Genomic DNA, 26,735 nt, shown 5'->3' with positions numbered 1-26,735 from the left:
CCTTTTGCATTATTAGTTAATGTCTATTGGAAAATGTTAGACATACTGCCGTTGTATTTAAGTGTTGAACAAAATCTTGGGAATCATTATCGTTATTTTGTCACTCTTAATACGCTGAATACTAAGAGACTAACAATTTGAGACTACCTTCATTCAACAAACAAGCAGCAATGTTGAATTACTTAAGATTTTCTAGGATATCAATTACAGATTCTGTAACTTTTTCAATATCACCAGAACCATCAATGTTTTTCAAAATACCTTCTTTATCATAGTATTGAATGATAGGTTTTGACTGCTTAACATTGACTTCTAAACGTTTTGCAACTGTTTCTGGGTTGTCGTCTTCACGTTGGTATAATTTACCGCCGTCAAGATCGCAAACACCGTCAACTTTTGGAGGATTGAACACAAGATGATAAGTCGTTCCACAAACTTCGCAAATACGACGTCCAGTGAGTCGATTCATAAGTTCTTCTTCTGGAACTTCAATGTTGATTACTGCATCAATCTTTCTGTCAAGTTCTTTCATGATTTTACTTAATGCTTCTGCTTGTTCAAGTGTACGTGGGAAACCATCTAATAAAAATCCTTTTTTCGCATCGTCTTCAGAAAGTCTTTCTTTAACGATACCCACAGTAACTTCGTCAGGTACAAGTTCGCCACGGTCCATATAAGACTTAGCTTCTTTACCTAATTCAGTTTCGTCTTTGATAGCTTTTCTAAACATATCACCTGTAGATATATGCGGAATAGGGAATTTCTTAACTATTTCACTCGCTTGAGTTCCTTTACCTGCACCAGGTAAACCCATTAAGATGATATTCATATTGCCCTCCTACAGTTTATCTACCACCAAAGCCTTTATATTCTTTTTGGTTAACTTGCGCTTCGAGACTTTTCATCGTTTCGATAGCAACACCGATTACGATTAATAAGCTTGTACCGCCGACTTGGATAGACTGCGGTAAGTTCATAAACTTAGTAGCAAGTATCGGCAAAATAGCGATAACTGCTAAGAATATAGAACCAACAAAAGTTAAACGATATAAAACTTTAGTAATATACTTTTTAGTTTGTTCACCAGGTCTGATACCTGGAACGTAACTGCCTTGTTTCTTAAGGTTGTCAGACATTTTTTCAGGATTAACTTGAACAAATGCATAGAAGTAAGTAAATGCAATGATCAAGATAATATAAATTACCATTCCAATATTACTTGATGGATTGGCTGTATTTGCAATCTCTTGTGCCCAGTCTGCTTTAGGGAAGAACATTGTTAATGTTCTAGGTAGCAAGAAGAATGCCATTGCAAAGATAACCGGGATAACCCCTGCTGAGTTAACTTTTAACGGCAAGTACGTTGCATTTGAACCCAAACGCTGAGTTGCTTGCTTCTTAGCATATTGAATAGGAATTTTACGTACTGCTTGAAGCACGTAAACAGCACCGATAGTCAATAGTACTAACCCAATAGCTAAACCAGCCACTTGCAACCATGCCATAGTTGTATCACTTTGCCCGACAAAGGCTTGTTGATAAAACTGAATAAGCGATGATGGCAATGTTGACAAAATACCAGCAAAGATAATGATTGAAATACCATTACCTACACCATACTGAGTGATTTGTTCACCTAACCATAATAAAAATGCAGTACCAGTCGTTAATACAATTGCAATTAACAAATAACTCATTGGAGAAGGATCAACAATCAATGCACCCTTCAAATAGTTATTAAACTGGAATGCCATACCGATGGATTGGATAAACGCTAAGATAATTGCAAAATAACGTGTAACGTTATTTAATTTCTTACGTCCAACATCACCCTGTTTAGCCCATTCTGTAAATTTCGGAACAATATCCATTTGCAATAACTGCATTACGATTGAAGCAGTGATGTAGGGCATGATACCCATTGCAAATATGGAAAAGTTCTTCAAGGCTCCGCCACCAAAAGTATTTAATAAATCAGTGACACCTTGAGAACCTTGATTGTTATCAAATGCAGCTGGATTGACTCCAGGCGCAGGTATATAAGTACCTATTTTAAAAATAACTAGCATTGCGAGCGTAAAAAAGATCTTGTTCCGTACTTCTTTAGTTTTAAAGAAGTTAACGAATGTTTCAAACATTAGATCACCTCGTGTGCTCCACCTTTAGCATCAATTGCTTCAGCTGCAGATGCAGAGAATTTATGTGCTTTTACTGTTAATTTTTTCTCTAGAGAACCATTACCTAATACTTTGATACCCGCTTTAGCATTTTTAACCACACCAGTTTCGATTAAAAGCTCAGGAGTAACTTCTGTACCTTCTTCAAATCTGTTTAGTTGTTCTAAATTAACAACTGCGAATTCTTTACGGTTAATGTTAGTGAATCCACGTTTTGGTAAACGACGGAATAAAGGTAATTGTCCACCTTCAAATCCTGGTCTTACTTTACCGCCTGAACGTGCTTTTTGACCTTTTTGTCCACGTCCACTTGTTTTACCATTACCTGTAGCAGCACCACGGCCTACGCGGTTGCGTACTTTACGTGATCCTTCTGCTGGATGTAATTCATGTAATTTCATTTCGGCACCTCCTTGATTTTATTTCTTATTTAGCGTCTACTTCTTCTACTGTAACTAAGTGACTTACTTTATTAATTTGCCCGCGATTGGCATCATTGTCTTCAAGTACAACTGAAGAGTTAGTTTTTTTCAAACCTAAAGCTTCTACAGTTTTACGTTGAGTTTCAGGACGTCCAATCACACTGCGAGTGAGGGTAACTTGTAATTTAGCCATTATTCATTTTCCCTCCTTAATTGTATAATTCTTCTACTGATTTGCCACGTAATTTCGCAACTTCTTCAGCATTTTTAAGATTTTCTAAACCATTTAGAGTCGCACGAACCATGTTGATTGGTGTGTTTGAACCTAATGATTTACTTAAGATATCAGTGATACCTGCTAATTCTAATACGGCACGAACTGGTCCACCTGCGATTACACCAGTACCAGGTGCTGCTGGTTTCAATAATACACTTCCTGAACCGAAACGGCCAGTGATAGTGTGTGGAGTAGTACCTTCTACACGGTTAACTGTAACTAATTCTTTTTTAGCAGCTTCTACTGCTTTTTTAATTGCTTCAGGCACCTCTTGTGCTTTACCAGTACCGAATCCGACACGTCCATTTTTGTCACCTACAACTACTAATGCAGTGAAACGGAAACGACGTCCACCTTTTACAACTTTCGCAACACGGTTGATCGTTACAACGCGTTCTTCAAATTCTTTAGCTTCTTCATCTCTACGAGCCATCTATTGTCCCTCCTTTTATAATTAAAATTGTAATCCATTTTCACGTGCTGCATCTGCTAATGCTTTAACACGTCCATGGTATAAGTAACCTCCGCGGTCGAAGACAATTTCAGTGATACCTTTATCAGCTGCTTTTTTAGCAATTGCTTCTCCGACTTTAGAAGATAATTCAACTTTTGAACCAGTTTCATTTTCGAAATCTTTGTCTTGAGTTGATGCTTGAACTAAAGTTACGCCTTTAGTGTCATCGATGATTTGTGCATAGATGTGTTTGTTTGAACGGTATACGTTTAAACGTGGTTTTTGAGATGTACCAGATAAGTTAGAACGTACACGTGCATGTCTTTTTAAGCGTACTTTATTTTTATCAATTTTGCTGATCATGCTTTATTCTCCTTTCTTAGAGAGTTATTTATTATTTACCAGTTTTACCTTCTTTACGACGAACATATTCGCCTTGGTAACGGATACCTTTACCTTTATAAGGTTCAGGAGGTCTTACGGCACGAATATTTGAAGCAGTAGCTCCAACTAATTCTTTAGAAATACCTTCAACCTTAACTGTAGTATTTTTTTCAACACTGAAAGTGATTCCATCTTCAGGTTTGAATTCAACTGGGTGAGAGTAACCTACGTTAAGTACTAAGTTACTACCTTGCAATTGTGCACGGTAACCTACACCGATTAATTCTAAAGTTTTTTCGAAACCTTTAGAAACACCTTGTACCATATTGTTAATCAACGCACGAGTTGTTCCGTGAACTGTTCTGTCTTTTTGAGAATCAGATGGGCGTACAACTTCTAATGTGTTGTCTTCTAATTTATATGACATGCTGTCGTCAAAAGTTCTTGTCAATTCACCTTTAGGGCCTTTGACTGTAATAACGTTTCCTTTGATGTCTACTGTTACATCACTAGGAATTTCAATGATTTTCTTACCTACACGGCTCATTAATGGGCACCTCCTTAATTATTTATTACCAAACGTATGCTAGTACTTCTCCGCCTACATTACGTTTTCTTGCTTCTCTGTCAGTAACGATACCTTCAGAAGTTGAAACTAATGCAATACCTAAACCGTTTAATACTTTAGGTACTTCGTCTGCTTTAGCATAAACACGTAAACCTGGTTTAGAAATACGTTTCAAACCTGTGATAACGCGTTCGTTGTTTTGACCGTATTTAAGGAATAAACGTAAAACACCTTGTTTATCATCTTCTACGAATTCAACGTTTTTAATGAAACCTTCACTTTTTAAGATTTCAGCAATTTGTTTTTTGATATTTGACGCAGGCAACTCGATTTTTTCATGACGCACCATGTTTGCGTTTCTTACACGAGTTAGCATATCTGCGATTGGATCTGACATTGTCATAGATTGTTGCCTCCTTTCAAGACTCTCTTTAATTACCAGCTAGCTTTACGTACGCCAGGGATTTGGCCTTTGTAAGCTAATTCACGGAAACAGATACGGCATAATTTGAATTTGCGGTATACAGAATGTGGACGACCACAGCGTTCACAACGCGTATATTCACGAACTGGGAATTTTTGTTTTTTAGATGATTTTACAACCATTGATTTTTTAGCCACTTAATTAGCCTCCTTTATTTAGAGCTTATTTTTGAAATGGCATACCGAATTGTTTCAACAATTCACGACCTTCTTCATCTGTGTTCGCAGTCGTAACGATAACGATATCCATTCCTCTTACTTTACTTACTTTATCATAGTCGATTTCTGGGAAAATTAATTGTTCTTTAATACCTAAAGTGTAGTTACCGCGACCATCAAATGCTTTTTTAGAAACACCGTGGAAGTCACGTACACGTGGTAATGATACTGCGATCAATTTGTCTAGGAATTCATACATTCTGTCGCCACGAAGTGTTACTTTCGCACCGATAGGCATTCCTTCACGTAAACGGAATGTCGCAACTGATTTTTTAGCTTTTGTGATTAATGGTTTTTGACCAGTAATTAATTCTAACTCTTCTACAGCGTTATCTAAAACTTTAGAGTTTTGAACTGCGTCACCTACACCCATGTTCACAACGATTTTATCGATTTTTGGAACTTCCATTACTGAACTGTAATTGAATTCTTTCATTAAGTTCTCAGTAACTTCAGTATTGAATTTTTCTTTTAAACGGCTCAAAGTGGATCCTCCTTTCAACTAGTTATTAATTATTAGATTTGATTTCTTCGCCTGATTTTTTAGCGATACGAACTTTTTTACCATCTACAAATTTATAGCCAACACGTGTTGGTTCATTTGTTTTAGGGTCTAATAATTGTACGTTAGAAACATGAATTGGTGCTTCAGTTTCTAAGATTCCACCTTCTGGATTAAATTGAGTTGGTTTTTGGTGCTTTTTAATGATGTTAACACCTTCCACAACGACACGGTCTTTTTTAGGTTCTGTAGCTTGTACTACACCTGTTTTACCTTTATCTTTACCTGAGATAACGATTACGTTGTCACCTTTTTTGATATGCATGTGGGCACCTCCTTAGATTTGTTTATTATTAATTATAGTACTTCTGGTGCTAATGAAATAATTTTCATGTAGTTGTTGTCACGTAATTCACGGGCAACTGGTCCGAAGATACGTGTTCCACGTGGACTTTTATCGTCACGGATAACTACACATGCATTTTCATCAAATTTGATGTAAGAACCATCTTTACGACGAACACCTGATTTAGTACGAACTACAACAGCTTTAACAACTTCGCCTTTTTTGACAACGCCTCCTGGTGTAGCATTTTTAACAGTACACACGATTACGTCGCCGATATTCGCTGTTTTACGTCCTGATCCGCCTAATACTTTAATTGTAAGTACTTCACGAGCACCAGAGTTGTCTGCTACTTTCAAGCGTGTTTCTTGTTGGATCATGAATTAAACCTCCCTTATCTTTCGATTGATTAAATAATTACTGATTCTTCAACAATTTCTACTAAACGAAAACGTTTTGTTGCTGATAAAGGACGAGTTTCTTGAATTTTAACGATGTCTCCTAATTTAGCTGAATTGTTTTCATCATGAGTTTTATATTTTTTAGAATATTTTACTCGTTTGCCGTATAATTTATGAGTTTTGTAAGTTTCTACTAGTACAGTAATTGTTTTGTCCATTTTGTCTGAAACGACTCTGCCTACGTATACTTTACGATCATTTCTTTCACTCACTTTTGTAACCTCCTCTTTCAGTTAATTATTGATTAGCCTTACTTTGTTCAATTTCTCTTTCACGAGCAACAGTTTTTAGACGTGCAATCGTTTTTCTAACTGTACGAATACGTGCAGTTTCCTCTAATTGTCCTGTAGCTAATTGAAAGCGTAGGTTAAAAAGCTCTTCTTTTGAAGATTTGATTTGTTCTTCGATTTCTGAAGTGGTTAAGTCTCTAATTTCCTTAGCTTTCATTTGATTCACCACCCAATTCTTCACGTTTTACAAACTTAGTTTTTACTGGAAGTTTGTGACTTGCTAAACGTAATGCTTCACGAGCAACTTCTTCTGACACGCCTGCAACTTCAAATAAGATTCTACCTGGTTTAACTACTGCGATCCAACCTTCAACCGCACCTTTACCAGCACCCATACGTACTTCTAAAGGTTTTTTAGTGTAAGGTGTATGAGGGAAGATTTTGATCCAAACTTTCCCGCCACGTTTCATATAACGAGTCATCGCAATACGAGCAGATTCGATTTGACGAGATGTAATCCAAGAAGTTGTAATAGCTTGTAATCCATACTCACCGAATGTTACGAAGTTACCGCCTTTAGAACGTCCTGTTGTTTTTGGACGATGTTGACGACGATATTTAACACGTTTTGGTAGTAACATTATTATTTTCCTCCTTCACTATTATTCTTAGTAGGAAGAACTTCTCCACGATAGATCCATACTTTAACACCAAGTTTACCGTATGTTGTATCAGCTTCAGCATGTGCATAATCAATGTCAGCACGTAATGTGTGAAGTGGAACAGTTCCTTCTGAATATCTTTCAGCACGAGCAATATCAGCTCCGCCTAAACGACCTGAAACTTGAGTTTTAACACCTAAAGCTCCTAGTTTCATAGCTCTTGAAATAGCTTGTTTTTGTACACGACGGAATGATGCACGGTTTTCTAATTGACGCGCAATATTCTCAGCAACTAAACGAGCATCTAAATCAACTTTTTTGATTTCGATTACGTTAATGTGTACACGTTTGCTTGTTAATTTATTTAATTTATTACGAAGTTTTTCAATTTCTGAACCGCCTTTACCAATTACCATACCTGGTTTACCAGTGTGGATTGCAATGTTGATGCGGTTAGCAGCACGTTCGATTTCTACGTTAGAAACTGATGCTTCTTTTAATTCGTTATCAATGAACTTACGGATTTTCAAATCTTCGTGAAGTAATGTAGAGAAATCTTTCTCAGCATACCATTTTGCATCCCAATCACGGATGATACCAACACGAAGTCCGATTGGATTAATTTTTTGACCCACAGTATTCCCTCCTTAGAAAGTTATTAAGCTTCTTTAGCTTCTTCTTTGCCGTCACTTACGACAATTGTAATGTGGCTTGTACGTTTGTTAATTGCACTTGCACGTCCTTGAGCACGTGGACGGAAACGTTTTAAAGTTGGTCCTTCGTTAGCATATGCTTCTTTTACAACTAATTCATCTGTATTCATGTCATAGTTGTGCTCTGCATTAGCTAAAGCGGACATCAATAATTTTTCAACAACTGGTGATGAAGCTTTGTTAGTTAATTTTAAGATGGCAATAGCTTCACCAACGTTTTTGCCTCTGATCAAGTCTAATACTAATCTGACTTTACGAGGTGCGATTCTGATAGTTCTAGCAACCGCTTTTGCTTCCATTTGTTTCTCCTCCTCTACTTATGAAAAGTAATTTATCTTCTAGTCTTTTTGTCGTCTACAGCATGTCCTTTAAATGTACGAGTTGGAGCAAATTCACCTAATTTGTGACCAACCATATCTTCAGTTACATAAACAGGTACATGTTTACGTCCATCGTATACAGCAAAAGTGATACCGATGAAATTAGGGAAAATAGTTGAACGACGTGACCAAGTTTTAATCACTGTTTTTTTCTGATTACCTTCCTGAGCTTCCACTTTTTTCATTAAATGGTTGTCGACGAAAGGTCCTTTTTTAATACTACGAGCCATTTTGGCGCCTCCCTTCTTATTATGTGCGTGCAGCTTTTAAGCCGCACACCCAAATAAGTTGATATTATTTTCTTTTACGTCCACGAACGATAAGTTTATCAGATGATTTTTTACCGCGACGAGTTTTCTTACCAAGAGTTGGTTTACCCCATGGTGACATTGGAGATGGGCGACCGATTGGAGCGCGTCCTTCACCACCACCGTGTGGGTGATCGTTAGGGTTCATTACAGAACCACGAACAGTTGGGCGAATACCTTTCCAACGAGAACGTCCGGCTTTACCAACGTTAACAAGTTCATGTTGTAAGTTACCAACTTGACCTACAGTTGCACGGCAAGTTGAAAGAATCATACGTACTTCACCAGAACGAAGTCTTACTAATACGTATTTACCTTCTTTACCAAGTACTTGTGCACTTGCACCTGCTGAACGAGCGATTTGTCCGCCGCGACCTGGTTTTAATTCGATGTTATGGATTGTAGTACCTACTGGAATATTTGCTAATGGTAAAGCATTACCAGTTTTGATATCTGCTTCTTCACCATTTTCAATTGTTTGACCTACTTGCAAACCTTTAGGTGCGATGATGTAACGTTTCTCACCATCTGCATATACTAACAATGCAATGTTAGCTGAACGGTTTGGATCATATTGGATAGAATCAACTTTAGCTGGGATTCCATCTTTATTACGTTTAAAATCGATTACACGGTATTGACGTTTATGACCGCCACCATGATGGCGTACTGTCAATTTACCTTGGTTGTTACGTCCCGCTCTTTTCGGTAGCGGTTGTAATAATGACTTTTCAGGAGTCGTTTTAGTGATTTCAGCGAAATCCAATGAAGTCATATTACGACGACCATTTGTAATTGGCTTATAATGTTTAAGAGCCATTGTCGCTTACCTCCTTAATGGTAATTTATATTTTTTAGTTGAATAGATCGATTGATCCTTCTTTAAGTGTTACTACTGCTTTACGTCTTTTATTTGTATAGCCTTGGTAACGGCCCATACGTTTTTTCTTAGGTTTGTAGTTGATGATATTAACTTTGTCTACTTTAACATCGAAAATTTCTTCAACTGCAATTTTAACTTGAGTTTTGTTAGCACGTGTATCTACATCAAAAGTATATTTGTCTTCAGCCATAGCTTCTGAAGATTTTTCTGTGATTACGGGGCGCTTAAGAACGTCTCTTGCTTCCATTATCCGAGCACCTCCTCAACTTTTTTAGCAGCTGCTTCAGTAATTAATACACTGTCAGCGCTAGTGATGTCTAATACGTTTAATCCTGTTACAGTTGTAATTTGAACACCAGGGATGTTACGTGCTGATAATTCAACATTTACATCTTCTGATTCAGTAACAACTAAAACTTTTTTAGGTAATTCTAAATTAGATAATACTTTAGTGAATTCTTTTGTTTTTGGTGCTTCTAAACCGAATGCATCAACAACAGTGAATCCATTTTCTTGCACTTTGAAAGATAATGCAGAACGTAATGCTAAACGACGCATTTTCTTAGGCATTTTGTATGAATAGCTTCTTGGAGTCGGTCCGAATACGATACCGCCACCACGCCATTGTGGAGCACGGATTGTACCTTGACGCGCACGTCCTGTACCTTTTTGTCTCCATGGTTTACGTCCACCGCCACGTACTGCTGAACGATTCTTAACAGAATGAGTACCTTGGCGTAATGAAGCACGTTGTAAATTGATTGCTTCAAAAATAACATCTTTGTTTGGTTCAATAGCGAATACTGAATCGCTTAACTCAACTGAACCTGCTTTTGATCCGTCTACTTTTAATACATCATAATTTGCCATTATGCATTTTCCTCCTTTCGTTAATTAATTATTTATTACCTTTTTTAATTGAAGTTTTGATTTCTACTAATCCTTTTTTAGGACCAGGTACATTACCTTTTACTAAGATAACGTTGTTTTCAGCGTCGATTTGTACAACTTCTAAGTTTTGTACTGTCACTGTGTTGCCACCCATACGACCTGGCATTTTGTGACCTTTAAATACTTTAGATGCATCTGACGCCATACCTACTGAACCTGGTGCTCTATGGAAATGAGAACCGTGAGCCATTGGTCCGCGAGCGTGTCCATGACGTTTAATGTTACCTTGGAAACCTTTACCTTTAGATACTCCAGTTACGTCAATGATGTCGCCAGCTTCAAATGTATCAACTGAGACTTCTTGACCTACTTCGTATTCATCAACATTAATGTTTCTGAATTCACGAATGAAGCGCTTAGGTGCTGTGCCCGCTTTTTTAGCGTGACCTTCAGCTGGTTTGTTTGCATATTTATTTGACTTGCTGTCTTTTTTGTATGCTTGTTTGTCTTCAAAACCTACTTGGATAGCGTTATAACCGTCTACCTCTTCAGTTTTCTTTTGTAATACTACGTTTTGGCCTGCTTCTACAACAGTTACTGGGATTAAGTCTCCGTTTTCACCGAATACTTGTGTCATCCCGATTTTTCTTCCTAAGATTCCTTTGGTCATCGAAAGTCCACCTCCTAAAATTTTCTATTATAATTTGATTTCGATGTCTACACCTGATGGTAAGTTTAAGCCCATAAGAGCATCAACTGTTTTTGGTGTAGGGTTTACAATGTCGATTAAACGTTTGTGTGTACGTTGTTCGAATTGTTCACGTGAATCTTTGTACTTATGCACCGCACGAATGATTGTATAAACTGATTTCTCAGTTGGCAATGGAATTGGTCCAGAAACTTCTGCACCAGAACGTTTTGCTGTTTCAACAATTTTTTCTGCTGATTGATCAATTACTCTGTGGTCATAAGCTTTTAATCTGATTCTGATTTTTTGTTTTGCCATAATTTTCCCTCCTTATTATCGTCTACATTTAGTGATAGACTTCTCCACAAAAACTATCTCACACAACGCCATGGCAAAGCGGCCGGGTGTGTCAGTAACCTTTTGCTTCATCGCGTAATCAAAGTCCAACATTAGATATGTTACACGAATAAAGTCGCTGTTGCAACCATTTCGCGAAACTTTTTTTATATCAGACTTTTCTCTAACACATACTAGTATATTCTACTCTAAACACGGCTGCTCTTCAACCCTTTTGAGTAATTTTTCTCTTTGGAATGTATAAATTTTTTTATTCCTTATATAAATGGATTATACTTAAAGTGACAGGTGGTGATTGAAATGAAATTTGGAATTCGAACTACATTAATTATTTTAAGTATCATTATGATTATTTCTGAATTAATTTATGGTATTCCTTTTTTAGGCGGTTCCATCATTGTTTCATTAGGATGGCAGCCATTGCTCGTCAATGCAGCTATTTATTTTATCATGGTTGTGATACTTGCCTTTGATAATCAAAACTCAATTCGTCCTATGTTGGTTATTCCACTCGTTGCGATTGCTGGATCTCTTGTCGCAATTATCCCGGTAGTCGGAATGGTTACACATTGGATATTATTCTTTTTGATGATTCTATTCTTAATTGTAGTACTTAGTACACCTATTTATATTCCTGATAAAAACGCGCGCGTCACTTATGACGAAAATGGACGTAGAATTAAATAATAAAAAAAGCAGTCGAGATTATATTGTGATTCGCATTACACATTTTGTATTTCAATCACTTAATTAGTCTTGGCTGTTTTTTTAAAATCTTTTCCTAAAAAGAAAGCTTGCTTTTTTAAAACCCATTTTTTGTTCATAGAAACGGTGAGCTGCTTCTTTTTCTAATCCTGAAGATAATTCAATTCCTTCATAACCTTCTTTTTCAGCTCTTTCTTCAACATAACTTAATAATATCTGGCCGTACCCCTTAGAACGGTGTATATCATCTGTTACTAGGTCGCAAACCCAAATTGATTTTTTACTATATAAAGTTATCATCGGCATATATCCAATAACTGCTCTCAATTCATTTTCTTCTACTAATCCAAGCATTTTATAATTTTCTTTTTTTCGTGCTAAATCAACAAGCTTCATATACTCGTCAATATCCAATTGTTTCCTAAGTTGTTTCACAATTAAAAATGCTTCTCGAATTTGCTGTTCGTTTTGTAATTCAACTATTTTCATTTTTCTCCCCCTATTTCTTTTAATTATGACTATCTCTTTTTCTAAATAAAAAAGCAAGCCCCCTTAAGAGCTTGCGATAATTTCTATATTTTAGCCATGTACAAAAACAAAATATAAAATAAATAGAACCATTAGTACATACATAATAGGATGTACTTCTTTTTGACGTTTTGACATCAACATTGTAATAGGATAGAAAATAAATCCGCACGCAATACCTGTCGCAATAGAATATGATAACGGCATCATAATAATAGTTATAAATGCTGGTACTGCAAATTCAAACTTTTTCCAATCAATCTCTGCTAAGTTTCCTGCCATAAGAACACCTACAACAATTAATGCAGGTGCTGTCACAGCACTTGTTACAACAGCCATCAATGGACTGAAGAATAACGCAAGCAAGAAACAGATACCCGTCACAATACTAGCAAATCCTGTACGTGCACCAACAGCAACACCTGAAGTTGATTCAATATACGAAGTTGTCGTTGTTGTACCAAAGATTGCACCGATAATTGTTGCGATTGAATCTGAGAACAATGCACGTCCAGCTCGCGGCAACTTGTTATCTTTCATCATACCTGCTTGAGTTGCAACAGCAACTAACGTACCTGCTGTATCAAAGAAGTCGATAAATAGAAACGTCAGTATAACGATTAAAAATTGTACTGTAAAAAGTTGTGATGGATCTTTAAATGCATCGAATGCTGCACCAAATGTTGGAGCAATGCTTGGTACTTTGCCTACAATGGCATGTGGCATTTGAATTAATCCAGTAATCAAACCTGCTACCGATGTCAAAATCATACCAACAAAAATTGCACCTGGTAATTTTTTAGCATAAAGAATTACTGTTACGATAATACCGAAAACAGCTAGCAATACTTTGCCATCAGTTAAGTGGCCTAATGTTACAAGTGTTGAGTCATTATTAACAATAATCCCTGATCCTTGTAGTCCTACAAAGGTAATAAACAAACCAATACCTGCTGAAACTGCCATCTTCATTTCATATGGTATAGCATTAATAATGGTTTCCCTCAAGCCAGTCATGGTTAATATTGCAAAGAATATACCTGAACATAAAACACCAGTTAAACCAATCTGCCATGGAATCCCCATTGTTAAAACTACAGTAAAGGCGAAGAAAGCGTTAAGTCCCATTCCTGGTGCTAAGGCTATGGGGTACCTGGCGACAAGTCCCATAAATACTGAACCGACAAATGCTGCAAGCGCTGTTGCTACAAAAACTGCACCTTGGTCCATCTTCATACTTTCTGGAATACCTTTTACGCCAGCCAAACTTAAAACTTGCGGGTTAACAGCTAGAATATATGCCATAGATAAAAATGTTGTTAACCCGCCTAAAATCTCACGTCGATAATTCGTATGATACTTATCAAATTGGAAATATTTTTTCACTATGTATGCTCCTTAGTTAAAATACTCTCATATTCTAATACCAATTTATTGAAAACACAATGCTATTTGATGAAAAAACCAAACATTTTTAAGTGAAAATTTAAAAACACACTAATTTTACCTATAATTTTAACAAATTCAATTATCTATTGTTCGTTAAAATACAGTTTATCAACCAGTGTGTTCATAGTTCATTTCATACTTACTATTAAAGTTTTAAATTCTTCAATGCATCTTGGAATGGGTTATTATCTAATTCTTCTTTACCCATATACTTCTTCATTTCACGTTTGGATACCTTACTTTTACCTTTATTTTTATGTCGGCGATCCATCTGTTCTTGTGTTTCAGAATGACCGCATACACAACGATATGTTGCTTGTTTACCTTTTCCGAATAATGTCATTTTTTTATGGCAATTAGGACAACGTGCATTTGTCTTACGCTGAACATTTTTCTTAGTTTTACAAGAAGGATCTTGGCAAACAAGCATTTGACCATTTTTAGTTTTAACTCTAATCATGAATTTACCGCAAGTCGGACATTCTGTACTTGTAAGATTATCATGTTTATATTTTTGTTCGCTGTTTTTAATCTCATTCACAATATCTTTAGTGAAATTTTTCATTTCTTTCATAAATGCACGTGAATCATACTTCCCTTTTTCAATTTGTGTGAGTTTCTCTTCCCATTCAGCAGTCAATAAAGGGGATGTAAGTTCTTGTGGTGCCAAATCAAGAATCTGACGCCCTTTTGATGTTACACGGATTTGTCCGCTTCTCGCTTCTATCGCATTCATATTAAACAACTTATCAATTATATCTGCTCGTGTCGCAACCGTACCGATTCCACCAGTTTGTTTCAATGTTTGCGAATGCTTACTATCTTTCAAATCAAAGAATTTTTGCGGGCTTTCCATCGCTTTAAGCAATGTACCTTCATTAAAATAAGCTGGCGGTGTTGTCTCATGTGTTTGAACATTAAAATTTTGAACCGTATAGCTTTTACCTTTATCAAATGTCGGCATTTGAGATGCAGCCGCTTCAGATTTTAATGCTTTGAATCCAGGTTGAACAGTGACTTTATCTTGGAACTCAAACGTCTCTCCATCTATATTACACAACACTTTGATAGCATCATATTCATAAGGTGGTAATAAGTTTTCGATAAAACGTTCAGCAATCATTAAGTACAATTTTTGTTCACGTTGGCTTAATGCATTCATGTCAGGTCGTATTTCAGTAGGGATAATTGCATGATGATCTGATACCTTTTGATTATTAATAATATTCATCTTCGTGCTGAACTTTTGATTTACCAAAGGACGTACTTGTGCTTTATATTCAGTAGCAAGTAATGCTTGAAGGCGTTCTTTAAATGTATCTATCATATCATCAGTAAGATAATTTGAATCTGTACGTGGATAAGTAGCTAATTTATGTCGTTCATATAAGTTCTGCAAAGTATTTAAAGTTTCCTTTGCTCCCATATGATAACGTTGGTATGCATCTTGTTGTAAATCCGTCAAACTATATAATTTGGCTGGATATTTTTTTTTATGTTTAGACTGTATATCTATAACTTCAGCTTGTTTACCTTTTAACTGTTGTACTAATTTTTCTAATTGCTGTTTGTCTTTAATACGATACTGACTTGCTAATTTAAAAGTTTGACCTGCAATCTTAGCTTCTAAAGTATAATACTCAGTCGGACGGAAATTCTTAATTTCATCTTGTCGCATTTGTACAAGTTGAATGGTCGGCGTTTGAACACGTCCTAATGATAATTGCGCATCATATTTTGTTGTGAGTGCACGCGTCGCATTTATACCTACAATCCAATCCGCTTCACTGCGCGCTAATGCTGCACGATATAATGACAAATAAGCTTTACCGTCTTTAAGCTGCTTAAACCCATTTCTAATAGCTTTGGCTGTGATAGAACTGATCCATAAGCGTTTGATAGGTTTTTTATTATGCACTTTATCTAATATCAAGCGTGCAACAAGCTCTCCTTCTCTTCCTGCATCTGTAGCGATAATAATCTCTTTAACATTCTCTTTTAACATCAATGATTTAACAGTATTGAATTGCTTTTTGGTTTTAGGAATCACCACTGTTTTCATATGGTCAGGAATAATCGGCAATTCTGCTAAGTCCCACGTTTTAAATTTCTTATCGTATTGTTCTGGCGTTGCATTCGTAACTAAGTGCCCTAACGCCCACGTCACAATGTATTGATTATTTTCAAAGTAGCCGTTTCGTTGTTGCGTTACATTCAATGCATTTGCAATATCTCTGGCAACAGATGGTTTCTCTGCTAAAATTAGTGATTTCATTTCTTCGTTTCCTTTCTCAAAAATCGTACATCTATTGTAACACGATTCCTCGCTTCTCGTTTTCCGTACATTTTCTTTTATCTAAACGAGAAACCAAGTATAATAAAAGAAAAGCTGCTGTTAATAAAAGAAACCAAGGAGGTCCCTATGAAAACAATCCAGATTGATTCTTCTCAAGACATCCGCAACTTTATTAATCATTCTAATACCGAGTTCTGTTCTTATTTATATAAGTTGCATGAAAAAAACGTATCTATAGAACAAGGTATTGCTTCATTACAACACGATACCGGTGTTTACGCATTAATCGATGATTCTGATGATATACAAATGCTCTTAGGCGGTTTTGCTTATGATACTCATCATTATAAAATGGTCGGTCCATTTCTTGCTAAAAAAGGCGTACCCGATCCTTCAGAGTTTAAAGATTTATTTGAAACATTAGCAGCACAACAACCGGACGGTACACATTTCAACTTTTCATTTGATGTATCTGACACATACAACAACTCATTAATGAAAATTATTGATGCTCACTATACGTTTACAGATTATTATTTATCTACAGATCATACCATCGAAACAAGTAATGAAGCAGAACGACATATTATCAAATACCACAAAGCCTTTTTCAGCCATTTTGATCGCTTGCATCGAAAAATATTCAGAAGAGATGCATTAACGCCTTCAGAAATTACAAATTCTATTGATGAAAACAATCAACTTTTCTTCTTTGTCAGTGAAGGCATTTTAAAAGGTTACTTATATTTACAGATGCATCCAGAAGCACATTCAGCTGAAATCAGATACTTCTCTTCACACACTGATTATCGTCATGAAGGTATTGCTTTTAACTTGTTAAGTTATGCAATTAACTATGCTTTCAAAAATGATGGGATTGAACGCGTCTATTTTAAAATCAGAAGTAAAAACGATAAATTAGTGGATCGTTTCAGCGAACTCGGCTTCGATATCCGTTCAGAACGCAAAAAATTCAAATATATAAAATAATCAATTTAAGTTTGCCGTTAGAATAACTCTATTCCGGCAAACTTTTTGTTTCCTTTTTTGTTTATTCTCTATTATTATTGTCATAACAAAGGGGTAAAGACATATAGAAAGGAAAGGATGTTGAATGGATTTACTTATAGCTTTACTTCCTGCGCTATTTTGGGGAAGCGTTGTACTAATTAATGTACTTGTCGGAGGCGGTCCCTACAACCAAATTCGCGGTACTACTTTAGGTGCATTAATTGTGGGTGTGATATTACTTTTAACAGGGCACGCCTCTTTTGAACCGAAAGTTATTATTGTCGGTTTAATCTCTGGTGCGTTCTGGGCACTTGGACAAGGCTATCAATTGCGTTCAATACAATTAATCGGAGTTTCTAAAACAATGCCGATTTCTACTGGTATGCAATTGGTAGGTACTACATTATTCAGTGCAATTTTCTTAGGCGAATGGAGTACAATGATGCAAGTTATTTTAGGACTTGTCTCAATGGTATTACTTGTAGCCGGAATTGCATTAACTTCATTAAAAGGTAAAGAAGATACAGCAGAGTCTAAATCAGCTCTTGGTAAAGCAATGCCTATATTGTTAATTTCAACTGTGGGTTATGTTGTTTATGTAGTAATTGCTCAAATTTTCAGTGTGAATGGTTTAGATGCGTTATTCTTCCAATCTATCGGTATGGCAATCGGTGGTTTCATACTATCTGCCAACCACCAAACTTCCAAAAAATATACACTTAAAAATATTATTCCAGGTGTGGTTTGGGCGATTGGTAACTTATTCTTATTCTTCTCACAACCAAAAGTCGGTGTAGCAACAAGTTTCTCATTCTCACAATTACTTGTAATTGTTTCTACACTTGGCGGTATCTTTATCTTGAAAGAGAAAAAAGACAAACGTCAGATGATAGGTATATGGGCAGGAATTGTCTTAATTATAGTAGCAGCATTTATTCTCGGTGGTTTAAAAGCATAATTTAAGAATTGTTCGAACAGATATATAAAGGGAGGCATTTCTATGTTTAAAGATTTAGAAAATAAAGTAGTTGTTGTTACAGGAGGCGCAAGCGGTATTGGACGTGCGATTTGCGAAGCTTTCGGTCAAGCTAAAGCCAAAGTGGTTATTAACTACCGCTCTGAACGTCATAAAGAAGACTTGGAAGAAATGAAAGCACTTATTTCTGAAGCTGGCGGTGAATCAATCGCTGTACAAGGCGATGTATCAAAAGAAGAAGATGTCATTCATTTAGTTGAAGAGGCTGTTAAAACATTCGGTACTTTAGATATTATGATAAACAACGCTGGATATGAAAAACCTGTTCCTTCCGAGGAAATGACAGTTGAAGAATTCAGTAAAGCTATCGATATCAACTTGACTGGTGCTTTTGTAGGTTCACGTGAAGCTGTAAAATACTTCCGTAAAGAAGATAAACCAGGTGTAATTATCAATACTGCAAGTGTGCATGATACAATTCCTTGGCCAAATTACGTTAACTATGCAGCCAGTAAAGGCGGCTTGAAGTTAATGATGGAAACAATGTCTATGGAATATGCACAATTTGGTGTTCGTATTAATAATATTTCTCCGGGAGCTATAGTAACAAAACATACTGAAGAAAAATTCTCTGATCCTAAAACACGTGCTGAGACATTAGAAATGATTCCTGCTCGCGAACTCGGAAAATCAGAAGATGTTTCGAATGTTGCACTGTTCCTTGCATCTGATTTAGCCAACTATGTACATGGTACAACAATTTATGTTGATGGTGGTATGACAAACTATCCTGCATTCATGGGTGGTAAAGGTTAATATTACTTCATATAACAAATAAAGGAGCAAGCGCGATTCTAATATTATCGTGCTTGCTCCTCTTTTTTTAATATACTTTTTAAAAGCATTTGGGTGTTATACAAAGAACAACTGATATAAATAGAGTATGACAATACTGATTAATATCGTCATATTAGTGGTCATTCCAATAATCGGCATCGTACGATATTTAAATTGCAGTGAATATGGAATAACAGCTACACCTATAGGCAGTAGCCAAATCACCATCAATGTTGTTTTAATCATTTGATCAGATACTGGCAAGAAGAAATAAACAAGCATACCTGCAATAATACCGAAACCATAATGAATCACTAGATACTTGAAGGCAATCGGCAGATATTTTCGTTCAATACGGAAATTAAGCATTAAACCTAAAAGTATCATTGACAGTGGCATATTGGCTTGTGATAATACATCAAAGAAATTAATAGCTGCTTCAGGTATATGGATATTACTCATATTCAAACCAAACATAATGAGATAAGTCATTAATGGTACTGATCTTAAAAGATTGATTAATAAAAACTTAACGTTAAAGGTATTATCTCCGTTACTGAAATATCCCCCAACAAAGTATGTGATACCAAACATTACAATCGCACCGCCGATATCAGCCATGCCAAAGTATACCATACCTTCTTTTGGCCAAATAGCTTGTACGAGCGGATATGCGAATAAACCAATATTTAACGAAGCCATCATCATCCCAATGGTACCGCGCATTTCATTGTCGTATTTTAAAAAGAAACTGATTGCAATGATTTTTGCGACAATACCATAGATGACCATCATAATAGGCAGAATAGATAAGGAAATATCTAAATCTGCTTTATTTAAATTGACGATGACCAACGCAGGCAACGTGACATTTAATACAAGTGTTGCAAGTACTTGACTGTCATCTTCTTTTAGAAGTTTTACTCTTTTCAAAAAATATCCTAATGCAATCAGTAATACAATTATTACGAATTTGCCTGTCATACTCATCCTTCTTTCTATCGCTAGATGTTAGAATAATCCTTTGTTTCTCATCAATTACATCTTTCACTTTCCATGCTATACTATTATTATTGATAATAAAAATCAATAAGGTGGTGTTACTTTTGGATTTACAAAGCCAATTACAAGAATTAAAACAAGATTACGTACGTTTGCAAGATGATTTGGAAAAACGTGAGTCAACAGGTCAAGAGGTAGATCCTCTTATTAAACAACTCGAGCAAATCGAAAATTCTATTGCACTCGTCCGTGCTCAAATAGATCAACAATCTTAATTTAACGTGCCCAATGGCACCTTAAGTTGGATTCTGTTTAGAATTTTGAAAGGAAGAACTTAAGATGCAACTATATTTAATACTATTACCCGTTTTATATCTATTTGTGAGTTATATCAGCATATTCAAAATGAATACTATCTATGCTAGCATTTTAAGAATGATAATGGGTGTTTTGCTGATCTTAGTAGTTGCGATGTCTAATTTATCAGCACCGCTAGTTGCTTGGTGGGAATTTGCAGTCATCGTTATGCTTGTCGGCAACGTAGAAATCACAGCTTTTAAATATTCTAAAGGCGATAAAAAAGGTGTATCTATTCTCAATATGATGACACTTTTTATATTTGTAATCAGTGTTATTTTAACACTTGTCGTATATTAATAATAAAGCATCGGCTTGCACAGCCGATGCTTTTGTTTATTATACTAATTTTCCTTTTTTATATACTATCTTTTCTTTTTGCAAGGCAGTAATATCCTCTAATGGATTGTCTTCTATTACAATAAAATCAGCTAGTTTATTCTCTTCAATCAAACCTGCTTTATCATCAATTTTTAATAATTCAGCTGCATTTACAGTTGCTGATTGAAGTGCTTGAAGTGGTGTGGCACCCGCACGAACCATTAATTCTAGTTCAAATGAAGAATTTTTATCAAAATTATTCATCGCTGTTCCTGAATCGGTACCCATTGCAAGTTTTACACCTGCTTTTGCTGCTTTGCCAATACTTTCCATATGTGCCTTTTCAATTGCGAGTGACTTTTCCACCAAGTCGGGCAAAATTTCTGTGTTCTGATTAATGGCCCACGGTGCTGCTAACGTAGGAACGATATACGTATCACTTTCAATAAACATTTGAACTGTTTCATCATCTAAAAATACTGCATGTTCTACAGAATCTACACCTGCTCTAATTGCATTTTGAATTGCTTCTGTTCCTTGAGCATGCGCACAAGCAGTTCTTCCTTTACGGTGCGCTTCAACGACTGCAGCTCTTAATTCTTCTTCATCCAACTGAACATCGTGAGGTGTTTCACCGCTAAATGAAACACCTCCAGATGCCATTAACTTAATATTATCTACGCCTTTTTTTAAAAGTTTTCTTGCATACTTTCTAACTTCATCTTTTCCATCAACTTCATAGCTGCCTTCACTGAAATGTCCTCCTGTCATCGTTAATGGACTGCCAGAAGCAATTATTCCTGGCGCTACCAGTTCCCCGACTTTCTCTAATTTAGATAATTCGATATCAATATCAAAGATAGATCCAACGTCCCTAATATAAGTAACGCCGTCTTTTAATAAATCATTTAAATTTTTCAATGCTAGATATGTTGATTTAACTGCTGTATTATCAGGTGATCCTAACTGATTTATTTTCCCTGTATGATCAGCCACGATATGTGTGTGAGCATTAATCAAACCTGGTATAACATATTTGTTCTTCAAATTTATTTTCTCATCAAAATTATTGTTTGTATTTATAACTTTTCCACTTTTTGTATCTACACCGAATTGCGAGTTAGATACAAACTTTTCCCCATCAAATAATGTTGCATTTTCAAATAAAATATTAACCATTTTTATCCCCTTTCTTTATCTACAGTAATTTAATGAATAAAGTAGTAATAATTATTGAAGCTACTGATACTGTTGCAAACCCGCCTACTAACATTTTAGGCAGCATATTATCCAGCAAATAATTACGTTCCTTTTCATTACTAGTAAGATTTGAAACTACCTCATTTGTAACAATGTAGTCAGCCGGAAAACCGAATAATGCTGTTAAAGAAGTCGCAAATGCCATAGGTCTACTCATTTTAAATGGTTTAGCAAGTATTGATGATGTGATATACATGCCTATTATTCCCAAAATAATCAATACGATAATTTGGATTAAAATACCACTTAGAACTTTAGGAGTTGTCGAACTCAATTGAGAAAATACATAGGCTAACAAACCATACATCAACCAATTGAATACTTTAGCTTTTACTAATATTTGTTTTTCTAAAAATCCTAATTGATGAAATATAACGCCTAATATCAAAGCAATGACATTAGAATTTATAATATCGTTCGTAAACTTCGCTATCAAAATTGCAAGCAAAGCTACAGCTCCAGTTTTCGCTAATAAGAAAGCAGCTGTTTGATATTTTTCATTAATGATTGGTTTTCTTTTCTTCTTTTGTTCGACCACTTGCGGATTATACTCATAATTACTGTTATCATCGTTTTTAATATCTGGATGCTTCAGCAATCTTTCTCCTTCTTTCTTCAACATGAATGAAGTTAAAGGATAACCTATGACGCTATGGGTAATAAACATAGCTACGGGGATTGCTACTAGTGTCGTCAAACCTGCAGTTTTCAAACCATCACTCATTAATGCTACTGATACAATACCTCCTGTTAACGGAGGTACCGCAGCAACGACTGTATGCCAATCAAATATAAAAGTACCAATCGTTAAAGTAAGTACCATCGTTCCCAAAGTACCCGCCAACGCTACTACAACTGCTTTCCATTGAGATAACAGTTGTTGTAAATCCATCATAGTACCTAAGTGAACCAATAGTAAAGGTATACAGATAGCAGCAAAATTGGGTCCGAAATTGGCTTTTGTCACAATATCTTTAGGTAGTATTGTCCAAAACCCAATAACAAACAACACTGCCGTCACAAATACGGATGGTATGTAAGCTTTCGATAAACTTGAAATCCATTCTCCTAAAAATAAAAAAATCATTACAATTAAAAAGTATAATATTAGCTCCATCTGCTGCCCCCATCATTACAAAGAATACAACACATTATAGAACTTAGTTTTACTAATGTGAAGGTGTTTTTTATAATTTTCTAAATATTATGAATAAATAAGCGATATTTTAGTGCTTTTTCTCTGTAAGTGTATTTTTATTAAACAGAAACTTAAACTTTAATTTGTATTACATAAGAAAAACGCATCCTTCAACTTTCGGTTGAGGATGCGTTTATAATGATTCGTTTTTAATTTCTATTAAATAAACGTGCAAGTTTATTTTTTAAGGTGAATAGAATTTCATAGATGACTGGAACAACTATTAAAGTTAATAATGTTGATGAAATCAAACCACCTATTACAGTTGCTGCCAAACCTTTAGAAATTAAGATTGAGCTGTCTTGTCCGAATAGAAGAGGGACAAGTGCACCGATTGTAGCTAAAGCTGTCATCAAGATTGGTCTTATTCTCGTGCCGCCTGCTTCAATCAACGCTTCTTTCATTTCCATACCTTCTCGTTCATTATTAATAACTCTATCCACCAACACAATAGCATTGGTTACAACAATACCTATTAACATCAATAATCCAATCATACTCGGAACTGAAAGTGTCTCTCCAGTAATCACTAATGCCAATACAACACCAATCACTGTGTATGGTAAAGAGAATAATATTGTAAATGGTGCAAGTCCGCCTTTGAAAGTTAATACTAATACAAGATAAACGATAATAACTGCAGCACCCATTGCCATAGACAACTGAGTCAATGCTTTTTGAATATCATCTGTTGCGCCGCCTGTATTAATTTTTACATTATCAGGTTTATCAATTTTATTTGTCTTAGACATCACTTTTTGCGAGATACCGCCAACATCTTTATCGTTAATCGTACCTGTTACTGTTGTTGTATAATCTCCATCTTCTTTAATTAACTTACTTGGCGTTTTAGTTTCTTTCAACGTCGCAATATCTTTAAGTTTAACTTTTCCAGTTGGTGACGGGATCTCTAAGTTGTTTAATTTTTCTTTTGTCCAGTTCGTTTGTTTTTCTTTTTCTACTTTGACGTCGACTTTATGACCTTTTTCGTTAATTGTTGTAATTGTATCTTCTGGGATATTTTGGTTCAGTCCCATTGCAAGCTGTCCTGCTGACAACCCTTTTTCTGTAGCTTTGTTTTGATCAACATCTACACTATATTGCTGATAAACTTCTGACAAGTCAGATTTTACATTCACAATACCTTTTGTATCTTTCATTTCATTTTGAATTTTCTTCACAGTACCTTTAATGGCCTCTGCAGATGGACCAGATACTTTAACTTCGATTGAGTTATTGCCAGCACCAGTACCCATATCTAAGTTTTTCCATTCTCCCTCTTGTTTGAAGGTTGCAATATGTTTCAATACTTTATCTGGTTCTTCTTCAAAATTCGGTGTGTTTTTATCATATTCAATCATAACTGCCATACTATTTGTACTGCCAGTTGGATCCATAGGTGAAGCGCCACCTAATGAATATTGTACTTTCTTCACTTTATCTTTACTGTTTAAGTATTTTTGAACTTGCTCAGCATTTTTCAGAACTGATTCTTTTGTTTCTCCAGGTTTAGGATTATAAGTTAATGCCATATACTTATCCTCACCTGTAGAGATATAACTTGTACCAATTTTAGCAGCACCAAGTGCAATACTGCCGATTAGAATCAATGTTGTCAAAATCAAGACAATCCATTTATGATTTAAAGACCATTTCAATACTTTTTTATAATCTCTTCCTACTCTGCCAAGAGATCTTTTTCTTTTTTCATGAATACCATTTTTGAAAAATGTTGAAGAAAGTGCTGGCACGATTGTGATAGAAACGAGTAATGATGCAAGTAAGCTGAAAGTAATCGCAAGTGCAAACGGTCTAAACATTTCTCCTACTGAACCTGCTACAAAAACAAGCGGTAAGAAAACGATAATCGTTACTAAAGTAGAAGACATAATTGGTTTAAACACTTCTGCAGTTGCACTGACAACTAATTGATTACCTTTAAGCGGCTCATCTTTATCTGACATCCGTCGATAAATATTTTCAATAACTACAATAGAGTCATCGATAACACGTCCAATTGCTACTGTTAAAGCACCTAACGTTAAAATATTCAATGAAACGTCCGAAAGTTTCAACGCAATCATGGCAATTAATAAGGACATTGGAATCGAAACTACTGAAATCGCTGTTGTACGTATATTACGCAAGAATAATAAGATGATGATAATCGCTACAATAGTACCTAGAATTGCTTTTTCTAGCATTGTATAAATTGAATCTTGGATAGGTTTTGCTGTATCCATGATTTTTGTATATGTCATACCTTTATTTTCTTTAATGAACTGCTTAATTTTTTGATCAGTATCCTTTTTAACTTGTACAGTATTAGCATCTTGTGCTTTTATAATCTGAACATCAATTGCATCTTTTCCATTTGTTCTAGAAATCGATTCACGCTCATCTCCGACACTTACATCAGCGATGTCTTTCAATTTAACAATTTCGCTGCTGCTTGATCCTTGCGATGCACTATTTTGGTCCATAGCACTCATACTGCTTGAATCTGACCCGCTTTGCCCTGATTCACTGCCGCTTCCAGATTGTTCTTTATCTCCCTTAGCTGCATCCACAGGAATTTCAAAATTTTTCAATGCATCGACAGAGGTGAATTCCCCATCAATTACAATAGATTTTTCTTTCTTGCCGAACTGGAATAAACCAAGCGGTGTTTTACCTGAAGCACCTTTAATATAATCTTCTACACCACTTGCACTCATACCACGTTCCTGTAATTTACGTTGACTGAATTTAATGGTCGCTTGGCGTTCTGTCTGACCATTCAACTGGACATTTTGCACACCATCTATTGTTTCAAGTTTAGGTACAAGTTGTGTCTTAATATCTTTCGTTGCTTTCTTTAAATCATCATTTTTAGTTGAGAAAGAATAAGCCACGACTGGAAATGCATTCATACTGTTACGCGTCAGTTCAGGTTCTTGCGCATTTTCATCTAATTTAAGCTTATCTATTTCTTTTTTCAATTCTTCCTCAGCTTTATCCATATCAGTTCCATCATCGTAACTGACTTGGACCATTGAAACATTTTCAAGTGATTGTGATTTTACAGTATGTACATGAGCCATTCTGCGAACTTGATTATCAATTTTATCACTGATTTCATCTTGCACAGTTTCTGGAGTTGCACCAGGCATTACTGTATTGACTGAAATCATGGGTTCTTCAACATCTGGCAACATTTCTAGACGCATCTTCAAACTAGAATAGACACCGCCTAAAATGACTAATACAACCATTAAAAATATAGCGAACTTATTACCAAGTGAAAATTTCAGCAAGCGGTTGATCATTGTTTTTCCTCCTGTATTCATACTACTTAACCATAAGTTTACATGAAAAATAATAGATTGTATCTAACTTCATTTAAAAAAC

The 26,735-nt window shown here is 35.6% G+C and carries 36 protein-coding genes; 6 read left to right on the top strand and 30 right to left on the bottom strand.

Annotated features, from left to right (window positions below; translation table 11 throughout):
• Nucleotides 1-178 precede the first annotated feature (178 nt).
• From A4G25_RS11550 to rpsJ, 23 genes are all read right to left on the bottom strand, one after another.
• A complete protein-coding gene (locus A4G25_RS11550; protein WP_047130850.1) occupies nt 179-829 on the bottom strand; it encodes an adenylate kinase in 651 nt (216 codons plus the stop codon).
• 16 nt (nt 830-845) lie between these two features.
• Nucleotides 846-2,138 (bottom strand): preprotein translocase subunit SecY, encoded by a 1,293-nt coding sequence (gene secY / locus A4G25_RS11545; protein ID WP_047130851.1) that lies wholly within the window; start codon nt 2,136-2,138, stop codon nt 846-848.
• A complete protein-coding gene (gene rplO, locus A4G25_RS11540) occupies nt 2,138-2,578 on the bottom strand; it encodes a 50S ribosomal protein L15 (RefSeq protein ID WP_047130852.1) in 441 nt (146 codons plus the stop codon). The genes secY and rplO overlap by 1 nt, the downstream gene beginning before the upstream one ends.
• 25 nt (nt 2,579-2,603) lie before the next feature.
• Nucleotides 2,604-2,792, bottom strand: coding sequence for a 50S ribosomal protein L30 (rpmD, locus tag A4G25_RS11535; protein ID WP_047130853.1), 189 nt, complete (start codon nt 2,790-2,792; stop codon nt 2,604-2,606).
• A gap of 16 nt (nt 2,793-2,808) precedes the next feature.
• Complete coding sequence (gene rpsE, locus A4G25_RS11530) at nt 2,809-3,309, bottom strand: 30S ribosomal protein S5 (RefSeq protein WP_047130854.1); 501 nt, start codon at nt 3,307-3,309, stop codon at nt 2,809-2,811.
• 21 nt (nt 3,310-3,330) lie between these two features.
• On the bottom strand, nt 3,331-3,693 hold the full coding sequence (gene rplR, locus A4G25_RS11525) for a 50S ribosomal protein L18 (RefSeq protein ID WP_047130855.1): 363 nt from the start codon (nt 3,691-3,693) through the stop codon (nt 3,331-3,333).
• A 31-nt stretch (nt 3,694-3,724) separates the two neighbouring features.
• On the bottom strand, nt 3,725-4,261 hold the full coding sequence (gene rplF / locus A4G25_RS11520; RefSeq protein WP_047130856.1) for a 50S ribosomal protein L6: 537 nt from the start codon (nt 4,259-4,261) through the stop codon (nt 3,725-3,727).
• Between the two features lie 25 nt (nt 4,262-4,286).
• Nucleotides 4,287-4,685 (bottom strand): 30S ribosomal protein S8, encoded by a 399-nt coding sequence (gene rpsH, locus A4G25_RS11515; RefSeq protein ID WP_015900965.1) that lies wholly within the window; start codon nt 4,683-4,685, stop codon nt 4,287-4,289.
• A 32-nt stretch (nt 4,686-4,717) separates the two neighbouring features.
• Nucleotides 4,718-4,903: a type Z 30S ribosomal protein S14 gene (locus tag A4G25_RS11510; RefSeq protein WP_015900966.1), complete on the bottom strand. Its 186-nt coding sequence runs from the start codon at nt 4,901-4,903 to the stop codon at nt 4,718-4,720.
• A 25-nt stretch (nt 4,904-4,928) separates the two neighbouring features.
• Nucleotides 4,929-5,468, bottom strand: coding sequence for a 50S ribosomal protein L5 (gene rplE / locus A4G25_RS11505; RefSeq protein WP_015900967.1), 540 nt, complete (start codon nt 5,466-5,468; stop codon nt 4,929-4,931).
• A 25-nt stretch (nt 5,469-5,493) separates the two neighbouring features.
• Nucleotides 5,494-5,811 (bottom strand): 50S ribosomal protein L24, encoded by a 318-nt coding sequence (gene rplX, locus A4G25_RS11500; RefSeq protein ID WP_047130857.1) that lies wholly within the window; start codon nt 5,809-5,811, stop codon nt 5,494-5,496.
• Between the two features lie 32 nt (nt 5,812-5,843).
• A complete protein-coding gene (gene rplN, locus A4G25_RS11495; RefSeq protein ID WP_015900969.1) occupies nt 5,844-6,212 on the bottom strand; it encodes a 50S ribosomal protein L14 in 369 nt (122 codons plus the stop codon).
• Nucleotides 6,213-6,241: 29 nt separating this feature from the next.
• On the bottom strand, nt 6,242-6,505 hold the full coding sequence (rpsQ, locus tag A4G25_RS11490; protein WP_002432741.1) for a 30S ribosomal protein S17: 264 nt from the start codon (nt 6,503-6,505) through the stop codon (nt 6,242-6,244).
• Between the two features lie 25 nt (nt 6,506-6,530).
• Nucleotides 6,531-6,740 carry a 50S ribosomal protein L29 gene (gene rpmC / locus A4G25_RS11485; RefSeq protein ID WP_000644737.1) on the bottom strand — a complete coding sequence of 70 codons (210 nt, stop codon included), beginning with the start codon at nt 6,738-6,740 and terminating at the stop codon, nt 6,531-6,533.
• Nucleotides 6,730-7,164 carry a 50S ribosomal protein L16 gene (gene rplP / locus A4G25_RS11480; protein ID WP_015900970.1) on the bottom strand — a complete coding sequence of 145 codons (435 nt, stop codon included), beginning with the start codon at nt 7,162-7,164 and terminating at the stop codon, nt 6,730-6,732. The genes rpmC and rplP overlap by 11 nt, the downstream gene beginning before the upstream one ends.
• A 2-nt stretch (nt 7,165-7,166) precedes the next feature.
• Nucleotides 7,167-7,820: a 30S ribosomal protein S3 gene (gene rpsC, locus A4G25_RS11475; protein ID WP_047130858.1), complete on the bottom strand. Its 654-nt coding sequence runs from the start codon at nt 7,818-7,820 to the stop codon at nt 7,167-7,169.
• A 23-nt stretch (nt 7,821-7,843) separates the two neighbouring features.
• Nucleotides 7,844-8,197, bottom strand: a complete 354-nt coding sequence (gene rplV / locus A4G25_RS11470; protein ID WP_015900972.1) for a 50S ribosomal protein L22 — start codon at nt 8,195-8,197, stop codon at nt 7,844-7,846.
• Nucleotides 8,198-8,229: 32 nt separating this feature from the next.
• A complete protein-coding gene (gene rpsS / locus A4G25_RS11465; protein ID WP_015900973.1) occupies nt 8,230-8,508 on the bottom strand; it encodes a 30S ribosomal protein S19 in 279 nt (92 codons plus the stop codon).
• A gap of 64 nt (nt 8,509-8,572) precedes the next feature.
• Entirely contained in the window at nt 8,573-9,406 is an 834-nt protein-coding gene (gene rplB / locus A4G25_RS11460; RefSeq protein ID WP_015900974.1) for a 50S ribosomal protein L2, read from the bottom strand.
• A gap of 34 nt (nt 9,407-9,440) precedes the next feature.
• Nucleotides 9,441-9,716, bottom strand: coding sequence for a 50S ribosomal protein L23 (gene rplW / locus A4G25_RS11455; RefSeq protein WP_047130859.1), 276 nt, complete (start codon nt 9,714-9,716; stop codon nt 9,441-9,443).
• Nucleotides 9,716-10,339 carry a 50S ribosomal protein L4 gene (rplD, locus tag A4G25_RS11450; protein WP_015900976.1) on the bottom strand — a complete coding sequence of 208 codons (624 nt, stop codon included), beginning with the start codon at nt 10,337-10,339 and terminating at the stop codon, nt 9,716-9,718. Before rplD ends, rplW begins: the two co-directional genes overlap by 1 nt.
• Nucleotides 10,340-10,367: 28 nt before the next feature.
• On the bottom strand, nt 10,368-11,030 hold the full coding sequence (rplC, locus tag A4G25_RS11445; RefSeq protein WP_047130860.1) for a 50S ribosomal protein L3: 663 nt from the start codon (nt 11,028-11,030) through the stop codon (nt 10,368-10,370).
• A 27-nt stretch (nt 11,031-11,057) separates the two neighbouring features.
• Nucleotides 11,058-11,366, bottom strand: a complete 309-nt coding sequence (rpsJ, locus tag A4G25_RS11440) for a 30S ribosomal protein S10 (RefSeq protein ID WP_015900978.1) — start codon at nt 11,364-11,366, stop codon at nt 11,058-11,060.
• Nucleotides 11,367-11,705: 339 nt separating this feature from the next.
• Between rpsJ and A4G25_RS11435 the strand changes: the two genes are divergently transcribed.
• Nucleotides 11,706-12,092 (top strand): hypothetical protein, encoded by a 387-nt coding sequence (locus A4G25_RS11435; RefSeq protein ID WP_047130861.1) that lies wholly within the window; start codon nt 11,706-11,708, stop codon nt 12,090-12,092.
• An 81-nt stretch (nt 12,093-12,173) separates the two neighbouring features.
• On the opposite strand, the gene A4G25_RS11430 is transcribed toward A4G25_RS11435, so the two are convergent.
• From A4G25_RS11430 to A4G25_RS11420, 3 genes are all read right to left on the bottom strand, one after another.
• Nucleotides 12,174-12,599 carry a GNAT family N-acetyltransferase gene (locus A4G25_RS11430; RefSeq protein ID WP_047130862.1) on the bottom strand — a complete coding sequence of 142 codons (426 nt, stop codon included), beginning with the start codon at nt 12,597-12,599 and terminating at the stop codon, nt 12,174-12,176.
• A 90-nt stretch (nt 12,600-12,689) separates the two neighbouring features.
• The gene (locus A4G25_RS11425) at nt 12,690-14,024 is read right to left on the bottom strand and encodes an NCS2 family permease (RefSeq protein ID WP_047130863.1); all 1,335 of its coding nucleotides are present in this window, start codon (nt 14,022-14,024) and stop codon (nt 12,690-12,692) included.
• Between the two features lie 208 nt (nt 14,025-14,232).
• The gene (locus tag A4G25_RS11420; RefSeq protein WP_047130864.1) at nt 14,233-16,362 is read right to left on the bottom strand and encodes a DNA topoisomerase III; all 2,130 of its coding nucleotides are present in this window, start codon (nt 16,360-16,362) and stop codon (nt 14,233-14,235) included.
• 147 nt (nt 16,363-16,509) lie between these two features.
• Here A4G25_RS11420 and A4G25_RS11415 point away from each other — a divergent pair, with 147 nt between their 5' ends.
• The 3 genes from A4G25_RS11415 to A4G25_RS11405 all read left to right on the top strand — a co-directional run bounded on the left by A4G25_RS11415 (nt 16,510) and on the right by A4G25_RS11405 (nt 19,186).
• Nucleotides 16,510-17,373, top strand: a complete 864-nt coding sequence (locus tag A4G25_RS11415) for a GNAT family N-acetyltransferase (protein ID WP_047130865.1) — start codon at nt 16,510-16,512, stop codon at nt 17,371-17,373.
• 124 nt (nt 17,374-17,497) lie between these two features.
• Nucleotides 17,498-18,352: a GRP family sugar transporter gene (locus A4G25_RS11410; protein ID WP_047130866.1), complete on the top strand. Its 855-nt coding sequence runs from the start codon at nt 17,498-17,500 to the stop codon at nt 18,350-18,352.
• A gap of 42 nt (nt 18,353-18,394) precedes the next feature.
• Nucleotides 18,395-19,186, top strand: coding sequence for a glucose 1-dehydrogenase (locus tag A4G25_RS11405; RefSeq protein ID WP_047130867.1), 792 nt, complete (start codon nt 18,395-18,397; stop codon nt 19,184-19,186).
• 96 nt (nt 19,187-19,282) lie between these two features.
• Here the strand turns inward: A4G25_RS11405 and A4G25_RS11400 are convergent, their stop codons facing one another.
• Complete coding sequence (locus A4G25_RS11400) at nt 19,283-20,191, bottom strand: AEC family transporter (RefSeq protein WP_047130868.1); 909 nt, start codon at nt 20,189-20,191, stop codon at nt 19,283-19,285.
• Between the two features lie 122 nt (nt 20,192-20,313).
• Here A4G25_RS11400 and A4G25_RS13115 point away from each other — a divergent pair, with 122 nt between their 5' ends.
• Together A4G25_RS13115 and mspA are read left to right on the top strand one after the other, a co-directional pair.
• Complete coding sequence (locus tag A4G25_RS13115; protein ID WP_095104008.1) at nt 20,314-20,484, top strand: SE1832 family protein; 171 nt, start codon at nt 20,314-20,316, stop codon at nt 20,482-20,484.
• 64 nt (nt 20,485-20,548) lie between these two features.
• Nucleotides 20,549-20,866, top strand: a complete 318-nt coding sequence (gene mspA / locus A4G25_RS11395; protein ID WP_047130869.1) for a membrane stabilizing protein MspA — start codon at nt 20,549-20,551, stop codon at nt 20,864-20,866.
• Nucleotides 20,867-20,905: 39 nt separating this feature from the next.
• On the opposite strand, the gene A4G25_RS11390 is transcribed toward mspA, so the two are convergent.
• The 3 genes from A4G25_RS11390 to A4G25_RS11380 form a co-directional block, all read right to left on the bottom strand.
• The gene (locus A4G25_RS11390) at nt 20,906-22,066 is read right to left on the bottom strand and encodes a metal-dependent hydrolase family protein (protein ID WP_047130870.1); all 1,161 of its coding nucleotides are present in this window, start codon (nt 22,064-22,066) and stop codon (nt 20,906-20,908) included.
• A 19-nt stretch (nt 22,067-22,085) separates the two neighbouring features.
• The gene (locus A4G25_RS11385) at nt 22,086-23,264 is read right to left on the bottom strand and encodes a hypothetical protein (protein WP_047130871.1); all 1,179 of its coding nucleotides are present in this window, start codon (nt 23,262-23,264) and stop codon (nt 22,086-22,088) included.
• A gap of 230 nt (nt 23,265-23,494) precedes the next feature.
• Complete coding sequence (locus A4G25_RS11380; RefSeq protein ID WP_047130872.1) at nt 23,495-26,653, bottom strand: efflux RND transporter permease subunit; 3,159 nt, start codon at nt 26,651-26,653, stop codon at nt 23,495-23,497.
• Between the last annotated feature and the right edge of the window lie 82 nt (nt 26,654-26,735).

This window comes from Staphylococcus condimenti, assembly GCF_001618885.1.
Classification (GTDB): Bacteria; Bacillota; Bacilli; order Staphylococcales; family Staphylococcaceae; genus Staphylococcus; species Staphylococcus condimenti.
The sequence above is the reverse complement of the archived record's forward strand: the minus strand, read 5'-3'. Positions and strand labels throughout refer to the sequence as shown.

Bases quoted from the DNA above. Each gene is read 5' to 3' on its own strand.
- A4G25_RS11380 (WP_047130872.1), bottom strand. From the start codon at position 26,653: ATGATCAACCGCTTGCTGAAATTTTCACTTGGTAATAAGTTCGCTATA.
- A4G25_RS11430 (WP_047130862.1), bottom strand. From the start codon at position 12,599: ATGAAAATAGTTGAATTACAAAACGAACAGCAAATTCGAGAAGCATTT.
- rplB (WP_015900974.1), bottom strand. From the start codon at position 9,406: ATGGCTCTTAAACATTATAAGCCAATTACAAATGGTCGTCGTAATATG.
- mspA (WP_047130869.1), top strand. From the start codon at position 20,549: ATGCAACTATATTTAATACTATTACCCGTTTTATATCTATTTGTGAGT.
- A4G25_RS11435 (WP_047130861.1), top strand. From the start codon at position 11,706: ATGAAATTTGGAATTCGAACTACATTAATTATTTTAAGTATCATTATG.
- rplD (WP_015900976.1), bottom strand. From the start codon at position 10,339: ATGGCAAATTATGATGTATTAAAAGTAGACGGATCAAAAGCAGGTTCA.
- rplO (WP_047130852.1), bottom strand. From the start codon at position 2,578: ATGAAATTACATGAATTACATCCAGCAGAAGGATCACGTAAAGTACGC.
- rpsJ (WP_015900978.1), bottom strand. From the start codon at position 11,366: ATGGCAAAACAAAAAATCAGAATCAGATTAAAAGCTTATGACCACAGA.
- rpmD (WP_047130853.1), bottom strand. From the start codon at position 2,792: ATGGCTAAATTACAAGTTACCCTCACTCGCAGTGTGATTGGACGTCCT.
- A4G25_RS11405 (WP_047130867.1), top strand. From the start codon at position 18,395: ATGTTTAAAGATTTAGAAAATAAAGTAGTTGTTGTTACAGGAGGCGCA.
- rplP (WP_015900970.1), bottom strand. From the start codon at position 7,164: ATGTTACTACCAAAACGTGTTAAATATCGTCGTCAACATCGTCCAAAA.
- A4G25_RS11550 (WP_047130850.1), bottom strand. From the start codon at position 829: ATGAATATCATCTTAATGGGTTTACCTGGTGCAGGTAAAGGAACTCAA.
- secY (WP_047130851.1), bottom strand. From the start codon at position 2,138: ATGTTTGAAACATTCGTTAACTTCTTTAAAACTAAAGAAGTACGGAAC.
- A4G25_RS11415 (WP_047130865.1), top strand. From the start codon at position 16,510: ATGAAAACAATCCAGATTGATTCTTCTCAAGACATCCGCAACTTTATT.
- rpmC (WP_000644737.1), bottom strand. From the start codon at position 6,740: ATGAAAGCTAAGGAAATTAGAGACTTAACCACTTCAGAAATCGAAGAA.
- rplW (WP_047130859.1), bottom strand. From the start codon at position 9,716: ATGGAAGCAAGAGACGTTCTTAAGCGCCCCGTAATCACAGAAAAATCT.
- A4G25_RS11400 (WP_047130868.1), bottom strand. From the start codon at position 20,191: ATGACAGGCAAATTCGTAATAATTGTATTACTGATTGCATTAGGATAT.
- A4G25_RS11390 (WP_047130870.1), bottom strand. From the start codon at position 22,066: ATGGTTAATATTTTATTTGAAAATGCAACATTATTTGATGGGGAAAAG.
- rplN (WP_015900969.1), bottom strand. From the start codon at position 6,212: ATGATCCAACAAGAAACACGCTTGAAAGTAGCAGACAACTCTGGTGCT.
- A4G25_RS11385 (WP_047130871.1), bottom strand. From the start codon at position 23,264: ATGGAGCTAATATTATACTTTTTAATTGTAATGATTTTTTTATTTTTA.
- rplV (WP_015900972.1), bottom strand. From the start codon at position 8,197: ATGGAAGCAAAAGCGGTTGCTAGAACTATCAGAATCGCACCTCGTAAA.
- A4G25_RS11410 (WP_047130866.1), top strand. From the start codon at position 17,498: ATGGATTTACTTATAGCTTTACTTCCTGCGCTATTTTGGGGAAGCGTT.
- rplF (WP_047130856.1), bottom strand. From the start codon at position 4,261: ATGAGCCGTGTAGGTAAGAAAATCATTGAAATTCCTAGTGATGTAACA.
- rpsE (WP_047130854.1), bottom strand. From the start codon at position 3,309: ATGGCTCGTAGAGATGAAGAAGCTAAAGAATTTGAAGAACGCGTTGTA.
- rplC (WP_047130860.1), bottom strand. From the start codon at position 11,030: ATGACCAAAGGAATCTTAGGAAGAAAAATCGGGATGACACAAGTATTC.
- rplX (WP_047130857.1), bottom strand. From the start codon at position 5,811: ATGCATATCAAAAAAGGTGACAACGTAATCGTTATCTCAGGTAAAGAT.
- rpsH (WP_015900965.1), bottom strand. From the start codon at position 4,685: ATGACAATGTCAGATCCAATCGCAGATATGCTAACTCGTGTAAGAAAC.
- A4G25_RS11420 (WP_047130864.1), bottom strand. From the start codon at position 16,362: ATGAAATCACTAATTTTAGCAGAGAAACCATCTGTTGCCAGAGATATT.
- rpsS (WP_015900973.1), bottom strand. From the start codon at position 8,508: ATGGCTCGTAGTATTAAAAAAGGACCTTTCGTCGACAACCATTTAATG.
- rplR (WP_047130855.1), bottom strand. From the start codon at position 3,693: ATGATCAGCAAAATTGATAAAAATAAAGTACGCTTAAAAAGACATGCA.